Source organism: Streptomyces geranii, from assembly GCF_002954775.1.
In the GTDB taxonomy this organism is placed as follows: domain Bacteria; phylum Actinomycetota; class Actinomycetes; order Streptomycetales; family Streptomycetaceae; genus Streptomyces; species Streptomyces geranii.
This window is the reverse complement of the sequence record NZ_PJME01000020.1, coordinates 12069-31519: the sequence shown is the minus strand read 5'-3', so window position 1 is coordinate 31519 and position 19451 is coordinate 12069. Positions and strand designations below refer to the sequence as shown.

The window sequence follows — 19451 nt, the reverse complement described above, 5'->3', positions numbered from 1 at the left end:
AGCCCTGGTCGAGCTGGATCGCGCTGATCACCCTGCACGGCAGGGTCTTCGCGTGCCCAAGGGCGCTGCCTGCGGTCTGGCCCGCCCGGGCTTCGTCACCGTCGCGGTGCGCGCCCCGCGGCCGACCGCCCGCGGATGCATGGCCAGCAGCGTCTCGCCGCTGGCGTCCGGAGCGGTGGAGTGCAGCATGACCTGTGACTTCGTCGCCCGGGTCTCCACCAGTCGGCGGGGGCGGACGCGGCGGGCGGGCACCGAGTAGAGATTGCCGCCGAAGGCGACCAGGCAGTCCTTGCCGACTGGCCGCAGGTGCCGCTCGGCCACCAGATACGGAGTCGGCGGCAGCGGTTTGAGGGCCGCGTGCTCACGGGCCGCCCGCTCGCCGATGACCTCCCGGTGCGTCTTGTGGATCTGCGACCGCCGCCGGGGCACCCACGCCGTGAACGCGGCGTCCATCTCCTCGACGGAGGAGGCATACGCCTGCAAAATCTCCCTGAAAACCCCTTAGGTGGGCATTTATGGATGTTCTATGGCGGTAAGTAACTTTCATGGCTGCCAGACTCGACAATCCGCCACTGACTCGGGTCCGCACGATGAATTGATGAGGCTGAACGGCGGGGGCGGGAACGGCGCGAGCCCAACTGGTCTAAGGACGGGGACCCGAGCGCCAGGGAGCCTGTGTCCGGTGGGTCCTTCGAGCGGAGCTGTCCGGGATCACCTTCCGGGGTGACCGAACAGTGCCGCGAGAATGGTGTTCATCGCGGCGTTGCGCACGACTTCCGGGTTGGTGGGTTTCGGTGCATTCGGCCGGTCGCACAACATGTCGGTCACCGCGACGATCAACGAAGCCGGGTGCACATAGAAAAGGACCGTCTTCGCGACCCCCGCAGCAACACCACCCCTTTTCTCAGTTCCAACGGCCGCACCCCTCGCGAGACCCGTCACGACGTCTCCCCGCAGGAAGTCGTCAGCGACATGCCCGTAGGCGATGCCCTCAGCAAGGTCCATCGTCCGGTGTTCGGCCCGTTGGTGCATCCCTGCGCCGAAAGGAGCACCATCCCTCGGTGGGCTGTAGTGGTTGGTCGGGTTGTGGGGCCGATCGCCCGGGGCCTCAGCCGGCGGAGGGTCGGGCTTCTTCACGAAGGGACCGGGCTCCATCACGAGCCCTCCGGTGGGATCGCAGACCCACCTGCGGCGCCGGGACTCGGTCCGCTGTGGACTCGCCCCGTTCACGAAGGCGGACGCGGGACCGGCCTCTGTCACGAATCGCCCGGTGGGATCGCAGACCCACCTGCGGCGCCGGAACTCGGTCCGCTGAGGACCCGCCCCGTTCACGAACCCCTCATAGGTTCGTATTCGACCTTCGTGCGGGTTTTCGCGATCACGGCCACCCCTGCAGCTAGTCGCTACTCACATAAACCGTACTGCCACTTTGAGTATTCGTCAGGGTCCACCGGACCTACGGATGTTCCGAATCGCCAGCTACATCCGTCGTCATCCTGGGGCACGAAGCCAAAGTTGGGAGTGTAAATCCAACGGCCCTGTCTCACTTTCGGTGGTGACAGAGAGTGCTGCTATCCGAGGAGGATGCGGTGGCGAAGCAGGGTGAAGCCTGCTCGTCCGTGCATCTGGCGAGCGATCCGCTTGGTCTTGGTATTGACACCCTCGGTGGGGCCGTTGCTGTACGGGAGCGTGAGGGCGGCGTTCACGGCGTCGCGGTCTCTCTCCAGACCTCGGGCGAAGGCATGCAGGTGGGGCAGGTCGGCGCCGCAGAGCTGGACGATCCGGCGCGAGAGTGCGTCGGCATTGTCGACGTGAGGCGCAAGGAGCGGGGCGAAGCCGCTGATTCCTGCGGCCAGTTGGGTCATCTCGGGGCAGGCGGCGGTGAGCTTGGCCAGGAGTTCTTGTTGCTCGGCCTTGAGGTTGTCGGGCCTGGTCAGCAGCATCCGGGCGAGCCGGCGCGGGGAGATATGGCTGCGGTCGGCGTCCGCGCGGCCTTGGTCGATGTACTTGTGCAGGAGGTTCAGGCAGCCCGTGAAGCCGAGGGCTTTGATCTCTTCGAAGAGGTGCTTGACGGGGACGGCGGGGTCCTCGGCGCGGCGTTTGCGCAGGTGTTCGCGGTAGGGATCGACCAGGCTGGCACGGTACTTGGGGACGCGGAGCATGCGCTCGGGCCGGTGGCCGCGACCTCCTCGTCGGTGGTCAGGGTGTGGAGTGCGCTGATCTTCTCCTGTGGGGTGACCGGGTGCTCGACCTGTCGGCCGACCCTCCCGTTCGCCTCGTCCGGCGTCCAGCGTGCCTTGCCCCTGGGCGGGCTGGTGATCGTGGTGAACCGTTCTTCGTCGTCGGCGACGGACGCCAGGATTTGATGGACGGTGAAGGACACTGCCGGGATCCGGCGGTCCTTCGGCCACTTCGACGCGGTCCGCCGGGTTTTGTCCAGAATCGCATAGGACAGCGCCCCCGGATGGTCCCACTACCGCGACGACCCTCGGCTCATCGCCAGCGGCTACCCGAGCATCGTCGTCCTTGCCGGAGACTTCCGCCGGTTCATCAAGGAAGTCCGTGACCGAGTCGCCCCCCGGCTACCGCTACGAAGGCGCCGGGGCCGCCGGCCTTCTCGTCCGCCGGATCGAAGAAGAACGCTACTACCGCACCCTGCCTGACCACCCGTGGCCGAAGCCGGACGAGCCCCGGGCGGACAACTCAAAGAAGACCGGACGAACTTCCCCGCCGGGCCACCATGCGCACCTCCGACGACCCGAGCCGTTGCGCCAACCAACTGAAGGCCCGAAATCCGAGGACACGGTTCTGCTCAACCGCATGCAGATCACGCGACCGTAGGCTCCAGCAGCACCAACGCGCACTCAGCGATCCCTCGTCCACCATGCAGAAGGTGGAGTGGCCAGCCTGCGGCGTCACCTGGACGAGCAGCAACGGCCGACGTCAAAAAGCTCGTTACTGCTCACACCGCTGTCGACAAGCCGCCTACCGCCAGCGCACGGCACTCCACGACGACTGCTGAGGGGTTCGACACCTACAGCATCCTCACCCTGAAGATTTCAGCATCGGCGGCGGTTGAGTACGCCGATGAGAGTGGCCAGGTCGGCGGCGCCCGCCGCGTCGTCCGCGTAGCGAGTCGTTTGGAGAGGGCCGACTTCCGGAAGGACGATGTCCTCACGGGCCAGGACGTGGACCAAGGTCAGCAGGGCCGCGCGGGCATTGGCGTCGGTGAAAGGATGGAAGAACGCCACGTCGAGGTATACGCGGGCTGCGCGGGCCGCCAGCGGGAGACCCGGGTCGGTAGCCTCGCGCAGGCAGGCGGCGAAGTCAGCCTGGGTCCGTGAGGTCAGGCCGTAGCGCTCGCGGCCGGCCTTCCCATAGGCGTCCGCCGCACGGAACGGAACATCTGCCCCGCCGAGGACCTCGCGCTGCCAACTGGCCAGCAGGGCGAAATCCAGCGGGGCTCGGCGGGCGGCATCAGTGCGGGCCAGGGTGTAGGCGGCGAACAGGCGCTCGGCGCGGACAGGGTCGCGCTGACGGACCGGCCCTTCGCACCACGCCCGGAACCCGTCGCTCGTAGGCAGCACCCGCAGGGCGGGTGCTTGGCGCCAGTCGGTCTCGCCGCGCACGCGCAGCCAGGTCGAAAGGCTGTCAGTAGCGGTCATGGAGATCCTCCAGGGCCGCCCGCTCACGGTGGTCCCGGTAGGGGGCATGGCCGGTGAGGCCGACGGCGAGGTCCTCACCAACAGATTCGATCAGCGTCCGTCCAGGGGCGACCCAGCTCTTGAACCGGCCGCCGATCGCGCTCTCCACCGCCTGCTCAGCCTCGGCCTGCCCCATGCCGGTGGTGGTGAGGAACCAGCGCAGGACCCGCGCGGCCTGCCCGTGCCAACCGCCTTCCGCGCCCGAGTCCAGCGCGAGTGTCACGAGCCTGACGCAGGCCCGCTCCAGATGCCAGCTGCGATCCGCGGGAGAGGCTTCTGGTGGCGGCGCCAGCTCCGCAAAGCGCTGAGCCATCCTCTCCAACCACTCCCGCCACTCCAACAGCGCGGCCACGACGCGTGCCGCGGTCTCGTCAGGGGTCGTCACCGAGCTTGCCCCGGTGACCCAGCTGCCGATGGGCCCGCCGTACCGGTAGCACCAGTTCCATCCCTGGGCCCAGTTCCCGTACCGCTCCCGGATGATTGCGTCCACCTGGCTTGCACACCAGTACTCGCCCTCCCAGTGGCCCCTCATGCCGGAGAGCACGGATGGCACCCACTCGCGCACCAGCGCGCAAAGCCGGGCTTCCTCGTCCTCGTTCCAGGTGAACGGGTGACGGGCCGGGTCGAGACCCTCCCAGTGGTGCATGCCCGGATCAGGGGCTCGGGGCACGAGGTTCTCGGGGAAGGGCAAGGTGTCTCGGTTGTACGTCAGTGCTGGCCGCTCTTCCGTCCGCTGTGATGGGCTCATCTGTCTGTAAGCATCAGTCTCGGCGTACAGACTCCGGGTTGGCGAACGGTTTTCCGAGCCGGAACCCGGCGCGGCCATGCCCGACCGCCGGGGCATTCCCCAAGGCCGGGTAGTCAGGGCTTGCAGAGTATAAATCCGCAGTTTTGATCTCTGGCGTGGTGATGATGCATGCCTCGCGTGCCTGGTTGAACAGGTCGTTCAGGGTGGCGAGTTGGCGTTCGGCGGGGTGGAGGTCGTGGCCTGCGGTTGCCAGCAGTTCCCGGATGTCCCTCAGGCGCCTCCGTCTGTACGCCGCCTTCAAATGGCAATGGCTCGCGCGCTTCCTTGTGGCTTGTACGCGGCTTTACGCTCATCCTGAGTCCGCAAGCTCATGCTAGGCGTCAGTGCCACCACTGGGGGAGACCGTGGATGTCCCTACGCTGATTCTGTTGGGAGCGGCGGGTGGTCTGCTGCGTGGGGCTCTGGACCTGTACACCCGGTTCGTGTCCTGGCAGGCCGATCGTCGCTCCCATCGGCAGTCGACCGCGGCAGGGACGGCACAGGAGAAAGCCCCGCGGTTCCAGGCATACTTCGATCCCTCCGTGGACATCGTCGCGGCCGTCGTGCACAGCCTGATGGGTGCCGGCGCCGCAGTGCTATTTGGCACCACGGGACAGATCAGCGGCGAGTACGCCGCCCTCGTCGTTGGGTTGTCGGCCCCGATGCTGCTCACGCAACTCAGCCGCATTCAGACAGTGAGTGAGGCGGTGACAGGCGATCGGCAACCTGCTGGGGTGGAAGAGGCCGCCGCAGGAGCTGGGGTGCCTGCAGCCGCCAGAGCTGGAGGCGGTTCCATAGACACAGTAACTCTGGGTGTCACAGCCGCCGAAGTGCCTGTCGTTCGTCCGCCCCGACCCGCACCCTCCGCGTCCCCTGCGAGCTCGGTCCAGCGCCCTCTGCGGCCGATGCCTTCGCTTGGGCCTAATGCCGCAGTGGCGGACAGCCGCGCGCCGGATACCGCACCTGGCGCGCTCTCAACAGACCGAACACAGCTGCCGGATGGCATGCGCCTCGGGGACACGCGCTTCCCCCCGGATGCGGCCGACGGAACGGGATCTGGCGTCGATGGTCTGGGCGCGCCACGATGGCGGCAAGGGCCGGCGATCAGGGAGGAAGGGCCGTGAACAGCGTTCCGCAGCACCTGTTGAACGAGGACCGCCAGGAATACGAGCGGATCCTCGACGAGGCGCTGCGCTCCGCCCCACAACGCCCGGAACCGGCCGCCGTCGGTCAGCGCCTGAACCCCGAACAACTGCGCACCATGGCACTCAACGCCACCGCGCTCATCACGGTCGCCGCGGCGGCCGAATACCAGCACTACGTGAAGGTCCGCGACGAACTCCGCCACCCGGCGCCGTCCACTCCCTCGTCCTTCCACGAATCCGGCTCCGCCGAGCTGTGCACAACCCCGATGGGGCCCGCCAGGCTACGGGGCCGCCGGGTCGGCAGCGGAGTCGATGCGCAGCGCTGGGCCAGGATGCCCTACGGCCGCCGTCTGCTGGCAGCGGTGATCGGCCTACATGTACGCCCAGAGCTTCCGGCGGCAACCGCGGCGGCGGCGGAGGCGCACACACGTAACCGCGGTCAGATCAATTGGGTGGCTGCGCACCAACGTGAACTGAGCAAGGATGTGGACCGGGCCAGGGATGCCTGGCGCCAAGCTCTGTTGGAGCGCGGCATCCTGCCCTTTCTACGTGCAATGGGCGACCCCGGCACCGCCACGCTGCGTCGTACGGCACCGCCGACACCGACCGGCCGCATTCCGCACCTCGGCTACAACCGGCCCGACTTCAGCAGCCCGGACGACGGCACCCGCGGCCCGCGGCCGAGCTTCACGAGCCCGGACCACACCAGCCCAGACTCCGGGAGGCACGAGCACTAGTGCTGGATTCTTCATGAAGCCGCACCCTCTGGATCGGACCGCGTGACGCCATGAGCGAGGCAGATCCGCAGCGTCGGCGTGAGCGGCGGAGGGGCAGACGCTGGTCTCCGGCCGCGCCGTGTCCTCGCCGACGGGCACGGCGCAGGTGGAGCACGGCGACCAGGAGTCGGCCGACCGGGACCGCGTGTACCCCACTCTCCACTGGGACGGCCCGATCAGCGCGCAGGCCGAGCGGCGTGGGCTGGATCGGCCCCTCGACCTGGCGCCGTGGCTGGAGTTGCACGAGCCCGATACGGTCCTGTGCTGAGCCGGGCGGATCCGGAGAGCCGGGTGGGGTGTCACCGGTGTTGCCACTGTCACCCCTGCCTCATCAGTTGTTCCGACAGTCGTCCAGGGCCCGCAGCGCCTCGGCCGCCGCCTCGCGTACGAAATCGTCTGGGTCCGATTCCAGGGCGGTGAGCCGGTCGCGCAGCCGCTCCTCGCCCGGAGGGAGCGTGCCCGTCTCCTCCACCCAGTGGGTGATCCCCTCTGCAGCGGCCTGGCGCACCCACGGATGTGCGTCGTCCAAGTGCCGTACGAAGAGCGGCAGATCGTGCGGCGTGCCGGCGTCCGTCGCATTGCGCGGGTCCAGGAGCGACAGCGCGGCGGCTCGGACAATGGGGGAGGTGGTCCGGTCCACCAGTTTCCGCAGACCGGGCAGGGCTTCCGCCAAACCCGTGAGGACCCTCTCCGTCACCCCGACCAGAGTGGGGGCGACGTCGAGACGGGTCACCAGCGCCCGGGCGACCGCCGCGCGTTCCCACGGCCGGAACCCGGTGTCCGCCATGGCATCCAGGCCACGGAGCCCACCTTCGTACACCTCGGGTGCGGCATGGTCCAGCAGGGGGAGCAGCAGCCACACGGCGTCCCATCTCCCCATCTCGCCGTAGGCCTTGGCCGCTGCCGCGAGTGTGTGGGCGTGCGTCGCCTGGGCGGTGAGCGCGGCCCGCAGGAGCTTCGTGGCGGTCCTGCCGCCGACGGATCCCAGGGCAATGGCGGCCGACGGGCCGGCCCGCTCGTCGCTCAGCCAGCGGGATGCCGGATCCAGCAGCCGTTCGTCACCGGATCGTCCGAGCAGGAACAGCAGTTGTATGGCCATCTCCGGGTCCCGCTCCGCCTCCAGAGTCGCGAACAGCGCGTACTGCACTTCCGGGAGCTTCACCCGTGCCAGTCGGAAAGCCACGGCGCAGCGCACCTCGGTGGAAGGGTCGTCGGTCAGAACTCTCAGCAGCGACGGCAGCAGCTGTTCAGTGGGCTGGTCCGGCAGCATCAACAAGGCGCGCACACGGGCTGTGTCCTCGCCCCACTGAGCTGTACGGACCACCTCCGCCTCGACGTTCGGGTCCTTGCGGAAGTCCCGGACCATGGCCCACGCCAGACCCGAGAGGCGGTGTACCGGATCACCCATCAGCCGGACGAGAGCGGGAACATCACCGGGCACGCCCAGCTCCCGCAACGCCTCCAAGGCGTTGATCCGCAGGTGATGGTCGGGATCGCCGAGCAAACGCCCATAGGCATCCACGACCTCGCGGTCGCTCAACCCGAGCCGGGTCGACGCCAAAGAGGCCCGCCTGCGCACCCACGGATCGTCGTCGTCCATCAGCGCGGGCAGGACCTCCGCCCCGGCCTCCGGGACCCCCAGCCTGCCCAGGCCCACCGCCGCGCCCTCTCGCACCTCGGGCGCGGGGTCGGCGGCTGCCCGGACGAGCACCGCGGCATGCTCGGTGCCGCCGAGTCTGCCGAGCCCCTTCGCCGCTGCCGCCCGTCGCCAGGTGTCGCCCGTCTCCAGCTCCCTCAGGAAGAAGGCAACCTGATGCTCTGTCGTCATGTGCACCCCGGGAAGTAAGACTGCCGAAGCGACGAGAGGTTGCACCGACGGACGCCCATGTCATTCGTCTGCAAGCCGCCGGCCAGCGGTCCGCCGCCGACGCCCGCCGTACGGAGCTGCCAGCAGCGCGCCGACTACGCCGACCACCTCCAGCGCCACGGCCTGGTCCTCGATGAGGACGGTGACGAGAGGTACGCCGGCCGCACCGCTCACGCCGTTCTGGCGCCCGGTTTCGGTGACGCCTTCGCGGGCTGACCCTGCCCTTGTCGAATACCTCATCCACGCAGGTGGGATCGGGTTTGGGCGTTGGTCTAGGCCGATCGAGTCGCCGGTATCGCGCGGTGCCGGTTGGCGCGGCATGATGATCGGTCGTGCTGCTGACGCTGGCGTGCCTGGGTGTGACGAACGCGTTCGCGATGCTGCGACTGCTGCCGATGGGCGACCGGGAGAATGGTGTCGAGATCCTCGTTCTGCGCCACCGGATCGGCTTTGTAGAACGGCGGCTGAACGGGCAGCAGGTCCGGTTCCACGCGAGCGGCCGGGCGTTTGTGGCGTCGCTCCTCCACGGCCTGGCACGGGAAGTGCTGCGCGGGATGCGGCCGAAGCGTGGAGGCCGGCCCCGCACCGTGTACTCGATCCGGGTGCTGGTGCTGCGCCTGGCCAGGGAAAATCCAAGTCGGGGCTATCGGCGCCTGCACGGTGAGCTGCTCGTACTCGGGGTGAAGGCGGCGGCATCCACGGTCTGGGAAATCTTGAAGGAGGCCGATGTCGGCCCGGCGCCCGAGCGGGCCTTGAGCACTTGAGCCGGCTTCCTGTGCTCCCAGGCCGACGCGCTCCTGGCGTGCGATTTCTTCGAGGCCGTCACTCTGTTTGGGGATCAGGGATCGGGACGGGAAGTTCCCACGGCCGTTCGACGAGGTGCTCAAGGACGCGGGTATCGAGGTGGTGCTCAGCGGCGTCCGGATGCCGCGCGTGAACTCGGTCATGCATCTGGCGGCGGCCGGCTGAAGGATCGTCTGCACGAGCACTTTGCTGCAAGAGCCCTGGGCCGTGAGTGGTTCGATTTCCGGGATCCTGCAGATCCCGTCCAGATGATTGCCCAAGCAGCGCAGGAGCTGCTGCGGCAGGCTTGGCTGGTACGACCAGCTCCGCACCGGCAATGCGAAAGACTGCGCGTCCACGACAACAAGGCGCCGCGACGGGAGCCGTGAGGTGCTGGATGCCCCGGATCATCGGCTGGCCACTGGAGAGCTACACGAGCGACGTCAATGTCCCTGCGTCGTCGTCCACGGTCATGATGACGGTCCGCGCTGCGTCCGCGGCCTGTGCCATACGTCTCCCACCCCGAGCGGTCGGATTCACCGGGCGGCGTCAGCCCCGTGCCGCGCCGCCCTCAAGCCATCGTATGTTCGTTCGCCCCGCTTCGCTCCGGTCAGCTCTTGCGCACCCCGAGCACGCAGAACTCGTTGCCCTCCGGGTCCAGGAGAGTGGTCCAGGACTGCCCGTCCTGGCCCATGTCCGCGTGGCGCGCTCCCAGGGCCAGGAAGCGGTCGACCTCGGCCTGATGGTCTTCGTCGGGGCGGAAGTCGAGGTGCAGCCGGTTCTTGACGGACTTCGCCTCCGGGACCCGTACGAAGAGCAGGCCGGGCACCTGGTCGGGCGTCGGCCGGATCTCGTACTCCTCGGGCGAGTCGTCGACGACCACCCAGTCGAGCGCCTCCGCCCACCAGCGCCCCAGCGCGGCCGGGTCCGCCGCGTCCACGATCACCTGTTCCCACTCCAAAGTCATGGGCACACAGTAGTGAAGACTGTGCCCGATACGCATGATCATTACTGATCGCGACTGATCACCACGCGGAGGGAACCGTTATGACTCGCCCGATCACCGCAGGGGTGGACGGAACGCCCGAGAGCCACGCCGCACTGGCCTGGGCGGCCCGCGAGGCCGTACGCCGGGGCCTCCCGCTGCGGGTGCTGCACGCCTGGGAGCTGGTGCCCGACCAGGCGTTCGGGGCCGCCGCCAAGGAGACCCACGACGAGTGGGTGCGCGAGGGCGTGGACGAGGCCGCGCGGACCGTCGCCGAGCGCCATCCGGAGCTGGACCTGACCGTCGACGTGGTCGAGGGAAGCACCACGCACACCCTCGCCGAGGCCGCGGGCGAGGCCGAACTCCTGGTCCTCGGCTCCCGGGGACACGGCGCCCTCGTCGGGTTCCTGCTCGGTTCCGTCGGCCAGCACGTGATCGCCGAGTCGGCGCGGCCCGTCGTCCTCGTACGGGCGGAGGACCGCGCCTCCGACGAGGCCGCCGGGCGTGAGGTCGTCGTGGGGCAGCACGGTGATCCGGAGGAGAGCGCGCCGGCCCTGCGGTTCGCGTTCGAGGCCGCGGCGGCTCGCGGGGCCGCCGTGCGTGCCGTACGCGCGTGGAGCCTGCCCCCGTTGTTCGCGTACAGCCCGGGCTCGCTGAAGCTCCTCGACGAGGCCGGCGGCATGGAGCCGTACGAGAAGAACGCGCTGGCCGCCGCTCTGGAACCCTGGATCGAACGCTTCCCCGACGTGCCCGTCACCCAGCAGGTGGAGATGGGCAGCGCGGGGGAGGTGCTGCTGTCGGTGGCCTCGCGGGCGCAGCTCCTGGTCGTCGGGCGGCGGGCCCGCCGGTCCGCCGTGGGCGCGCGGATCGGCTCGGTCGCGCACGGCGTGCTGCACCACGCGCACTGCCCGGTGGCCGTCGTCCCGCACGACTGACTCAGCCGGGCGGCGGCGGGGCCACCTCGTCCGTCGGGAGGGGCAGCGACTGGCGGGCCTTGGGCAGGATGTTGGCGATGTAGTCCGTGACGGCCTCGTCCAGCCCGATGTCGTGCTGCGCCCGCTCGGACAGGTACCAGCGGTGTTCGAGGAGCTGGTGGTAGATCTCGGCCGGGTCCACGTTGCCGCGCAGCTCGCGCGGCACCTCCCGGACGGTCGGCCGGAACACCTCCCGTACCCAGCGGTGCGCGAGTACCTCCGGGCTGGCGCCGAGGGGGTCGCCGGGCTCGTAGTCGTCCTGGGTGGCCATCCAGCTCTCCAGGTCGCTGAGCAGCCGCCGCGCCTGGTTCTCCTCGGTGTCCAGGCCGGTCAGGCGCAGGAGCTGCCGCTGGTGGTGGCCCGCGTCGACGACCTTCGGTACGAAGGTCACCGTGTCGCCGTTCGAGGAGTGCTCGATCTGCATCTCGGCCACGTCGAAACCGAGTTCGTTCAGGCGCCGGATGCGGCGCTCGATGTAGTGGTACTTGCCCGCCGGGTAGACGGAGGTGCGGGTCAGCTCCTGCCAGAGGCGCTGGTAGCGGGCGCAGATCTCCATGCCGAACTCGATCGGGTCCACGGAGGGGTGCAGCGCCCCGGACGCCTCCAGGTCCAGCAGCTCACCGCTGATGTTGACGCGGGCCAGATCGAGGTCGTACTCGCGCTGCCCGTCGCTGAGCTGCGCGTGCAGGTCGCCGGTCTCGGCGTCGACCAGATAGGCGGCGTAGGCGCCCGCGTCGCGCCGGAAGAGGGTGTTGGACAGCGAGCAGTCGCCCCAGGCGAACCCGGCGAGATGGAGGCGGACCAGGAGGACCGCCAGGGCGTCCATCAGGCGGTGCATGGTGGCCGGGCGCATCGTCGTCTCGAACATCGAGCGGTACGGCATCGAGCCGCCCAGGTGCCGGGTGATCAGCACCGGCTCCAGGGCGTCGCCGGCGTCGTCGGTGCGCCCGGTGACCACGCCCAGGGGGTCGACGGACGGGATGCCGAGCCGGTCCAGGTCCACCAGCAGCTCGTACTCGCGCAGGGCCGGGCGTTCCGCCAGTTCCTTGACGGCGATCACCTCGTCGCCCGCGCGCGCGTAGCGCACGACGTGCCGGGAGATACCGCGCGGCAGCGGGACGAGATAGCGGTCGGGCCACTCCTCCAGGGGGAGGTGCCAGGGCAGTTCGAGCAGGAGTACGGGGTGCTCGGGGTTGGTGGCGCTGATCTGCAATGCCATGGCTTGACCGTTCTCGTTCGTTCTCGTCCCGCCGGTGATCGTCAGCTCACTCTAGAACGCCACTTCAGCTGGCTCGTTCCCGCGCCTGCCGAGCGGCCTCCCGCACGCTCCCGTGGTGCACGGGACCGTGCCCGGGGAGTACGACATCGGCCGCGAGCCCCTCCAGCAGGTCCAGCGAGGCCACGGCACGCGCGCGTTCCCGGTGGAACATGTCCGGCAGCAGCTGCGGGCCCTTGAGCCGGGAGGTGGGGTGCGCGCTGACCAGGGCGTCGCCCGAGACCACGACGCCGGCGTCCGGGAGGTGGAAGGCGCAGTGGCCGTCCGTGTGTCCGGGGGTGTGCACGGGGACGGGCCCGCCCGGCAGGTCGAGCGCCTCCGGGAACGGCTGCGGCTCGGCCACCGGCACCTTCGCCGTACCGCCGGAGCGGATCGCGTGCACCGCCCAGGGGAGCACGCCGGGTCGCCAGCCGTTCTTCAGCACCTCGCCGACGCTCACCTGGTGCAGGAAGTCCCGGCGCGCGTGCGGCACTTCGGCCTCGTGGGTCAGCACCGGCGTGCCGTACGTGGCGCGCAGGTACTCGGCCGAGCCGATGTGGTCGTTGTGCGCGTGCGTCACGAGTATCGCCGTGACCGCCTCCGGCGAACTTCCCACCTGCGCCAGCGAGTCGAGCACCAGCTGCCGGTCCCCGGGGTACCCCGTGTCGATCAGCGTGACGGCGTCCCCCTCGCTGACGATCACCCAGTTGGTGTTGCTTCCGTGTACGAGGTAAATGCCATCGGCGACTTGGTGGACCTCTGCCCGCATGATCTTCCCGTTCTGCAGTTCGCTGCCGGACGACGCACAGCAAAGCAGACGCCGGGGAAGCGGCCCACCACAGGGCGGGCCCCCACGCCCTACCGCACCCCGCGGGGCCGGAACTGGACGCTGATCCGCGGCCCCGTGGCCCGTGTGCTCTTGGGAACGGCGTGCTCCCAGGTGCGCTGACAGGAGCCGCCCATCACGATCAGATCGCCGTGCCCCAGCGGACGCCGTACGGTCTCACCGCCGCCCCGCACCGGCCGCAGCAGCAGGTCGCGCGGCGCGCCCACGGAGAGGATCGCGACCATGGTGTCCTCGCGCGCACCGCGCCCGAACCGGTCACCGTGCCAGGCGACGCTGTCCCGCCCGTCCCGGTAGAAGCAGAGCCCGGCCGTGGTGAACGGCTCCCCGAGTTCGGCCGAGTAGTACGCACCGAGCGCGTCCCGCGCGCGGGACAGCACCGGGTGCGGCAGCTCGTCCCGCTCGCCGTAGAAGGCCAGCAGCCGGGGTACGTCCACGACCTGGTCGTACATCCTGCGGCGCTCGGCCTGCCAGGGGACCTCGGCGGCCAGCTGTTCGAACAGGGCGTCCGCGCCGTGTAGCCACCCCGGCAGTACGTCGATCCAGGCGCCCTGACCGAGCGGCGTGCGCCGGATTCCGGCCAGTGCGCCGAGCCGGATCTCGTCGGTCTGGTCGAAGAGGGAGCCCTGGAGATGCGCGGTCATGACATCAGCGTACTCCGGTATTCGAATATATGTTCCCATTTTGAGGGTGGCCAGATCTTCTCCCTCCCGGACCCTTTGGATACATCGATGTATCGGATACATTCCCGTATCGAACGGAGGTCCGGACATGGCGGGCGAGGCGACGGCGGGGCGGGTGACCAAACGGCGTGTCCGCACGCGCGCCAATCTGCTGGAGGCCGCGTTCGCGGTGTTCGCCGCGAAGGGGTTCGGGCGGGTCTCCATCGAGGAGGTCTGCGAGGCCGCCGGCTACAGCAGAGGTGCCTTCTACTCGAACTTCGACAGCCTCGACGAACTGTTCTTCGCCCTCTACGCGGAACGCGCTGGACTGATCGCCGACCAGGTCGCGGGCGCCCTCGCCCTGGACGGCCCGGACCTCGACGTGCCCGCCGCCGTCGACCGGGTCACCGAGGTACTGCTGCTCGACCTGGACTGGCTGCTGGTCAAGACCGACTTCCTGGTGCACGCGGCCAGGGCGCCTGCCGTCGCCCAGACCCTTCTGGAACACCGCGAACGGCTCCGGGGGGCCATCGCGGAGCGGCTCGCCCGGGCCACCGGACACACCGAACTGCCCGCCGTACTCGGCGACACCGGGGGCGCCGCCCACGCGGTGATCGCCGCGTACGACGGGGTCACGACCCAACTGCTGCTCGACAAGGACGTCGAGCACGCGCGCGCGTGGCTCAAGCAGCTGCTCACCGCACTGCTCACCCACGGCAGCGACAACCCGGCCGCGCGCAGCGGCGGATGAGAAAGGGAACGGTCGCCATGGATGCGGACGTCATCGTCGTCGGAGCCGGCCTCGCCGGACTGGTCGCGGCGCACGAGCTGACCAGCAAGGGCCGACGGGTCGCGCTCGTCGACCAGGAGAACGCCGCCAACCTCGGCGGACAGGCCTTCTGGTCCTTCGGCGGGCTGTTCCTCGTCGACTCGCCGGAACAGCGGCGCGTCGGCATCAAGGACTCCTTCGACCTCGCCTGGAGCGACTGGCAGGGCAGCGCCCAGTTCGACCGGATCGACGACGAGGACTCCTGGGCCGTCAAGTGGGCCCGCGCCTACGTCGAGTTCGCGGCGGGGGAGAAGCGGTCCTGGCTCGCCGGGCACGGCATCTCCTTCCTGCCCACCGTCGGCTGGGCGGAACGCGGCGATCTGCGCGCCCACGGCCACGGCAACTCCGTACCCCGCTTCCACGTCTCCTGGGGCACCGGCACCGGGGTCGTCGAGCCGTTCGTGCTCAGCGCCAAGCAGGCCTCCCGCGCGGGGCTGCTGACCTTCTACCACCGCCACCAGGTCGACGAGCTGGTCGTCACGGACGGCGCCGTGCGCGGGGTACGCGGCACGGTCCTCGCCGAGGACACCTCACCGCGCGGAGTGGCGTCCAACCGCGACCGGATCGGCGACTTCGAACTCGCCGCCCAGGCCGTGATCGTCACCACCGGCGGCATCGGCGCCAACCACGACATCGTGCGCCAGTACTGGCCCGAGCGGCTCGGCAAGGCCCCGGCCAACATGGTGACCGGCGTGCCCGCCTACGTCGACGGCCGCATGCTCGACATCAGCGCCGAGGCCGGTGTCCGCCTGGTCAACCGCGACCGCATGTGGCACTACACCGAGGGCATCCAGAACTGGAGCCCGATCTGGCCCGGCCACGGCATCCGCATCCTGCCCGGCCCGTCCTCCATGTGGTTCGACGCGCTCGGCCGCCGCCTTCCGGACCCCTGCCTGCCCGGGTACGACACCCTCAGCACCCTCAAGTACCTGCGCACCACCGAGGACCTGGCCGAGCACGACCACTCCTGGTTCATCCTCACCCAGCGGATGATCGAGAAGGAGTTCGCGCTCTCGGGCTCCGAGCAGAACCCCGACATCACCGCCAAGAACCGCAAGGCGTTCCTCAAGGAGCGCATCCTCGGCAAGGGCGCCCCCGGCCCGGTCGCCGACTTCGTGAAGCACGGCGCGGACTTCGTGGTCGCCGACAACCTGGACCAGCTCATCGGCAAGATGAACGGGCTGACCGACAAGCCGCTGCTCGACACGGCCCAGGTGCGCCGCCAGATCGAGGCCCGCGACCTCCAGATCGCCAACCCCTACAGCAAGGACGCCCAGATCCAGGGCATCCGCAACTCCCGCCGCTACATCGGCGACCGCCTCGGCCGCACGGCCACCCCGCACCGCGTCCTCGACCCCGAGGCGGGCCCGCTCATCGGCGTCAAACTGCACACCCTCACCCGCAAGACCCTCGGCGGCATCCAGACGGACCTCGACTCCCGCGCCCTGGGCGCGACGGGCGAACCAGTCGAGGGCCTGTACGCGGCCGGCGAGGTGGCGGGCTTCGGCGGCGGCGGCGTCCACGGCTACAACGCCCTTGAGGGCACCTTCCTCGGCGGCTGCCTCTTCTCGGGCCGCGCGGCCGGACGGGCGGCGGCACGGGCGACGGCCTAGGCGACTGCTTGGGGTTCGCGCCCGGACGTCAGGAGTTCGACGAGGACCGAAGCATGGCTGTGGTCAGGGGACTTGGTGGCGCTGAGGAGCGTCACCGGGCCCCGGCCGACGAGTTCACGCAGCGCGTCGAGCGACTCGGCCGCTTCGGGGGCGGCCAGTTCGGCCTCGTAACGGCGCCGGAACTCCTCGTACGAGTCGGCTGTGTCCTCCTGGGCGTGATACCAGCGGCGCAGCTCGGTCGACGGGGTGAGCGCCTTCGGCCACTCGTCGACGCGGGCCGCGTCCTTGGACAGGCCGCGCGGCCAGAGCCGGTCGACCAGGACGCGGACGCCGTCGTCCGGCTCGGGAGGGTCGTAGACACGGCGGACGCGGACGGTCACGAGGGGCCTCCGGTGCGGGAGATGCGGGTCACTGGCCGAAAGAATGATGCGGGTGGTCATGTGGCCTCGCAACTTGACCATAAGGAGGAGGAATTCGCGCGGTGGCGCCTCTAGGGTGAAAAGCCTGAAGATGATCAGACCCTGAACCGTAGGAGCTCGCGTGAGACCCCCCAGGAAGTACGCAGGCACACGCACCGCAGTTCTCCGCCGTGACGCCGTCGTCGCGACCGTGCCCGTCGCCCTCGCGGCCCTGCTGGCCGCCGCCGGGCCCGCCGGAGCCGCGACGACCGGCACTTCAGGTGTGGGCGACCCGTACTTCCCGCTGTCCGGAAACGGCGGCTACCACGTCGCTCACTACGACCTGAACCTCCGCTACGACCCCACCAGCCGCCGCCTCGACGGCAAGGCGGTGCTCACCGTCCGCGCCACCCAGAAGCTCACCCGCTTCAACCTCGACCTCAGCGGCCTCAAGGTCACCGCCCTGACCGTGGACCGCGTGAAGGCCGGTTTCCAGCGCTCCGGGCAGGAACTGATCGTCAGCCCGCGCCGTGCCCTGAACAAGAACCAGACCTTCCAGGTCGCCGTCACCTACAGCGGCGTCCCGAAGGCGGTCATCGACCCGGACGGCTCGAAGGACGGCTGGATCGCCACCGACGACGGCGTGTTCGTCGCCGGGGAGCCGCAGGGTTCCATGAGCTGGTTCCCCGGCAACAACCACCCCAAGGACAAGTCCTCCTACGACTTCACGATCACCGTCCCGCAGGGGCGCACCGCCGTCGCCAACGGCGTCTTCCTGGGCCAGAAGACCGCGCACGGCAAGTCCACCTTCCGCTGGCGCCAGTCCGAGCCGATGGCCGCCTACCTGGCCACCGCCACGGTCGGGAAGTTCAAGGTCGAGCAGTACACGACCCGCGGCGGCATAAAGGTCTACAACGCCGTCGACCCGCGCGAGGCCACCGCCGCCGCGCCCGTGCTGAAGAAGCTGCCGTCCGTCCTGGAGTGGGAGGCCAAACTCTTCGGCCCCTACCCGTACAAGGCCGCCGGAGCCATCGTCGACCGCGCCCCGCAGGTCGGCTTCGCCCTGGAGACGCAGACCCGGCCCGTGTACGACCAGGCACCCGATCTGAGCACCCTGGTCCACGAGTCCGCCCACCAGTGGTTCGGTGACTCCGTCACCCTCACCACCTGGAAGGACATCTGGCTCAACGAGGGCTTCGCGACCTACACGGAGTGGCTGTACGCGGAACAGCACGGCGGCCCGAGCGCCCAGAAGACCTTCGACGACCTGTACGCCACGCCCGCGAGCGACGACCTGTGGTCCTTCCCGCCCGCCGACCCGGGCAGCGGCGCGAACATCTTCGGCACCCCCGTCTACTCGCGGGGCGCCATGGCCCTGCACAAGCTCCGCAAGGCCGTCGGCGACCCGGCGTTCTTCAAGATCCTGCGCACCTGGGCCGCCCAGAACCGCAACGGCCACGGTACGACCGCCCAGTTCACCGCCCTCGCCGAGCGCCTCTCCGGCAAGGACCTGGACCAGCTGTTCCTGACCTGGATCGGCACCAAGGGCAAGCCGTCCGCCCCGTAGAGCCGTCGGACGGTTGGAGGCGTCACTGCTCGCGCATGCCCCACGGCGAGCCGTACGCCTCCAGCAGGTCCAGGAAGGGGCGGGCCGGGAACGCCTCCGGGCCCAGGACGCCCGCGCCCGTCCAGGCGCCGGTGGCGACGAGTTCCAGTGCGACGACCGGATTGATCGCCGTCTGCCACACCACCGCCTGCGAGCCGTACTCCGCCATCGACCACTGGTTGTCGACCACGTGGTAGAGGTACACCTCGCGGGGCTGGCCGTCCTTCGTGCCCTTGACCCAGGTCCCCGCGCACGTCTTGCCGTGCATGCGCTCGCCCAGCGTCGCCGGGTCGGGCAGACAGGCGGCGACGACGTCCCGGGGCGACACGGCGACCGGGCCCGAGGCGCTCGGGACGGTCACCGGGTCGGTGCGGTCCAGGCCCAGCAGGTGCAGTGTCTTCAGGGTCTGGATGAACTCGTCGCCCAGGCCGTACTTGAAGGTGACCCGGCGCGCGTCGACCCAGCGCGGCACGAGCAGCACCTCCTCGTGCTCGACGTTCACGCACTCCACCGGGCCGATGCCCTCCGGGAAGTCGAACACCTCCGGCTCGCTGAAGGGTTCCGTGGTGAACCAGCCCCGGTCCGCCTCGTAGACGACCGGCGGGTTGAGGCACTCCTCGATCGTCGTCCAGATGCTGAAGGACGGCGCGAAGTCGTAGCCGTCGACGGTGAGGTTCGCGCCGTCGCGGATGCCGATCTCCTCGATCTCGTCGAAGAGTTCGTCGGCCGCGTGCCGCGCGAACACATCGGACATGCCCGGCTCCACACCCATGCCGACCAGGGCCAGCGCGCCCGCCTTCGCCCACTCGTCGGCCGCCGCGAACTGCTCGTCGCCGAGCTTCACCCCGCACACCTCGTACGGGCGTTCGGCGTCCGGTCGTGACAGGGACATCGCCATGTCGACATAGGTGACCCCGGCGGTACCGGCCGCGCGGAACAGCGGCATCACGAAGCGCGGGTCGGTCGCGTTGAGGAGCACATCGCACCCGTGCCGGGCCAGCAGCTCCGCCACCGCCGCCTCGTCGGACGCGTCGACGCGCTCCGCCACGAACCGGGCGGCCCCATCCCCGTCCCCGAGTGCCGCGACCGCCGCCTCCGCCCGCGCCGGGTCGTAGTCGGCCACGACCATCCGGTCGAAGAAGGAGCGCCGGGCGGCGATCCGGGTGATCGCGGTCCCCACACCGCCGGCGCCCACGAGCAGCACACGCATGGCAAAACTCCCT

19 protein-coding genes and 3 pseudogenes are annotated in these 19451 nt (G+C 69.7%); 9 read left to right on the top strand and 13 right to left on the bottom strand.

The features are described from left to right. Positions 1 to 27: 27 nt before the first annotated feature. The 4 genes and pseudogenes from CW359_RS25095 to CW359_RS46670 all read right to left on the bottom strand — a co-directional run. Positions 28 to 483, bottom strand: a complete 456-nt coding sequence (locus tag CW359_RS25095) for a Mu transposase domain-containing protein (protein ID WP_456300559.1) — start codon at positions 481 to 483, stop codon at positions 28 to 30. A gap of 228 nt (positions 484 to 711) precedes the next feature. Beyond that, the gene (locus CW359_RS25090; protein ID WP_157968635.1) at positions 712 to 1137 is read right to left on the bottom strand and encodes a hypothetical protein; all 426 of its coding nucleotides are present in this window, start codon (positions 1135 to 1137) and stop codon (positions 712 to 714) included. Between the two features lie 434 nt (positions 1138 to 1571). Beyond that, positions 1572 to 2183: pseudogene (locus CW359_RS25085) on the bottom strand (transposase); the annotation flags it as partial. 47 nt (positions 2184 to 2230) lie between these two features. Continuing rightward, positions 2231 to 2383: pseudogene (locus CW359_RS46670) on the bottom strand (DUF6192 family protein); the annotation flags it as partial. A gap of 179 nt (positions 2384 to 2562) precedes the next feature. On the opposite strand from CW359_RS46670, the gene CW359_RS45435 reads away from it, so the two are divergent. Further along, the gene (locus CW359_RS45435) at positions 2563 to 2841 is read left to right on the top strand and encodes a hypothetical protein (protein WP_157968634.1); all 279 of its coding nucleotides are present in this window, start codon (positions 2563 to 2565) and stop codon (positions 2839 to 2841) included. Between the two features lie 218 nt (positions 2842 to 3059). Here CW359_RS45435 and CW359_RS44910 read toward each other — a convergent pair whose 3' ends face one another. Further along, complete coding sequence (locus CW359_RS44910) at positions 3060 to 3665, bottom strand: Fic family protein (protein ID WP_107503117.1); 606 nt, start codon at positions 3663 to 3665, stop codon at positions 3060 to 3062. Then, positions 3652 to 4350: a hypothetical protein gene (locus CW359_RS25075; RefSeq protein ID WP_105972379.1), complete on the bottom strand. Its 699-nt coding sequence runs from the start codon at positions 4348 to 4350 to the stop codon at positions 3652 to 3654. Before CW359_RS25075 ends, CW359_RS44910 begins: the two co-directional genes overlap by 14 nt. Positions 4351 to 5575: 1225 nt before the next feature. Between CW359_RS25075 and CW359_RS25065 the strand changes: the two genes are divergently transcribed. Together CW359_RS25065 and CW359_RS25060 are read left to right on the top strand one after the other, a co-directional pair. Continuing rightward, positions 5576 to 6373 (top strand): hypothetical protein, encoded by a 798-nt coding sequence (locus tag CW359_RS25065; RefSeq protein ID WP_105972378.1) that lies wholly within the window; start codon positions 5576 to 5578, stop codon positions 6371 to 6373. Between the two features lie 118 nt (positions 6374 to 6491). Then, positions 6492 to 6680, top strand: coding sequence for a hypothetical protein (locus CW359_RS25060; protein ID WP_105972377.1), 189 nt, complete (start codon positions 6492 to 6494; stop codon positions 6678 to 6680). A gap of 63 nt (positions 6681 to 6743) precedes the next feature. On the opposite strand, the gene CW359_RS25055 is transcribed toward CW359_RS25060, so the two are convergent. Next, entirely contained in the window at positions 6744 to 8240 is a 1497-nt protein-coding gene (locus CW359_RS25055) for a HEAT repeat domain-containing protein (RefSeq protein ID WP_105972376.1), read from the bottom strand. A gap of 57 nt (positions 8241 to 8297) precedes the next feature. On the opposite strand from CW359_RS25055, the gene CW359_RS25050 reads away from it, so the two are divergent. Together CW359_RS25050 and CW359_RS25045 are read left to right on the top strand one after the other, a co-directional pair. Next, positions 8298 to 8495 (top strand): hypothetical protein, encoded by a 198-nt coding sequence (locus CW359_RS25050; RefSeq protein ID WP_105972375.1) that lies wholly within the window; start codon positions 8298 to 8300, stop codon positions 8493 to 8495. 116 nt (positions 8496 to 8611) lie between these two features. Further along, positions 8612 to 9248: pseudogene (locus CW359_RS25045) on the top strand (helix-turn-helix domain-containing protein). 424 nt (positions 9249 to 9672) lie between these two features. Here the strand turns inward: CW359_RS25045 and CW359_RS25040 are convergent. Continuing rightward, the gene (locus CW359_RS25040) at positions 9673 to 10029 is read right to left on the bottom strand and encodes a VOC family protein (RefSeq protein ID WP_105972374.1); all 357 of its coding nucleotides are present in this window, start codon (positions 10027 to 10029) and stop codon (positions 9673 to 9675) included. An 80-nt stretch (positions 10030 to 10109) separates the two neighbouring features. On the opposite strand from CW359_RS25040, the gene CW359_RS25035 reads away from it, so the two are divergent. Continuing rightward, complete coding sequence (locus tag CW359_RS25035; protein WP_105972373.1) at positions 10110 to 10982, top strand: universal stress protein; 873 nt, start codon at positions 10110 to 10112, stop codon at positions 10980 to 10982. Position 10983: 1 nt separating this feature from the next. On the opposite strand, the gene CW359_RS25030 is transcribed toward CW359_RS25035, so the two are convergent. From CW359_RS25030 to CW359_RS25020, 3 genes are all read right to left on the bottom strand, one after another. Beyond that, positions 10984 to 12240, bottom strand: a complete 1257-nt coding sequence (locus CW359_RS25030; protein ID WP_105972372.1) for a DUF4032 domain-containing protein — start codon at positions 12238 to 12240, stop codon at positions 10984 to 10986. 64 nt (positions 12241 to 12304) lie between these two features. Next, positions 12305 to 13045, bottom strand: a complete 741-nt coding sequence (locus tag CW359_RS25025) for an MBL fold metallo-hydrolase (RefSeq protein WP_105972371.1) — start codon at positions 13043 to 13045, stop codon at positions 12305 to 12307. Between the two features lie 89 nt (positions 13046 to 13134). Further along, complete coding sequence (locus CW359_RS25020; RefSeq protein ID WP_105972370.1) at positions 13135 to 13764, bottom strand: alpha-ketoglutarate-dependent dioxygenase AlkB; 630 nt, start codon at positions 13762 to 13764, stop codon at positions 13135 to 13137. A gap of 127 nt (positions 13765 to 13891) precedes the next feature. Here CW359_RS25020 and CW359_RS25015 point away from each other — a divergent pair, with 127 nt between their 5' ends. Beyond that, complete coding sequence (locus CW359_RS25015; RefSeq protein ID WP_105972369.1) at positions 13892 to 14533, top strand: TetR/AcrR family transcriptional regulator; 642 nt, start codon at positions 13892 to 13894, stop codon at positions 14531 to 14533. Positions 14534 to 14550: 17 nt separating this feature from the next. Continuing rightward, entirely contained in the window at positions 14551 to 16224 is a 1674-nt protein-coding gene (locus CW359_RS25010) for an FAD-binding dehydrogenase (RefSeq protein WP_105972368.1), read from the top strand. Here CW359_RS25010 and CW359_RS25005 read toward each other — a convergent pair. Further along, positions 16221 to 16604 carry a DUF488 domain-containing protein gene (locus CW359_RS25005; protein ID WP_105972367.1) on the bottom strand — a complete coding sequence of 128 codons (384 nt, stop codon included), beginning with the start codon at positions 16602 to 16604 and terminating at the stop codon, positions 16221 to 16223. The two genes, CW359_RS25010 and CW359_RS25005, sit on opposite strands and share 4 nt — an antisense overlap. Before the next feature lie 160 nt (positions 16605 to 16764). Between CW359_RS25005 and CW359_RS25000 the strand changes: the two genes are divergently transcribed. Then, positions 16765 to 18189, top strand: coding sequence for a M1 family metallopeptidase (locus tag CW359_RS25000; protein ID WP_105972366.1), 1425 nt, complete (start codon positions 16765 to 16767; stop codon positions 18187 to 18189). Between the two features lie 22 nt (positions 18190 to 18211). Here CW359_RS25000 and CW359_RS24995 read toward each other — a convergent pair whose 3' ends face one another. Further along, positions 18212 to 19438, bottom strand: a complete 1227-nt coding sequence (locus CW359_RS24995) for a saccharopine dehydrogenase family protein (RefSeq protein WP_105972365.1) — start codon at positions 19436 to 19438, stop codon at positions 18212 to 18214. Positions 19439 to 19451 lie beyond the last annotated feature (13 nt).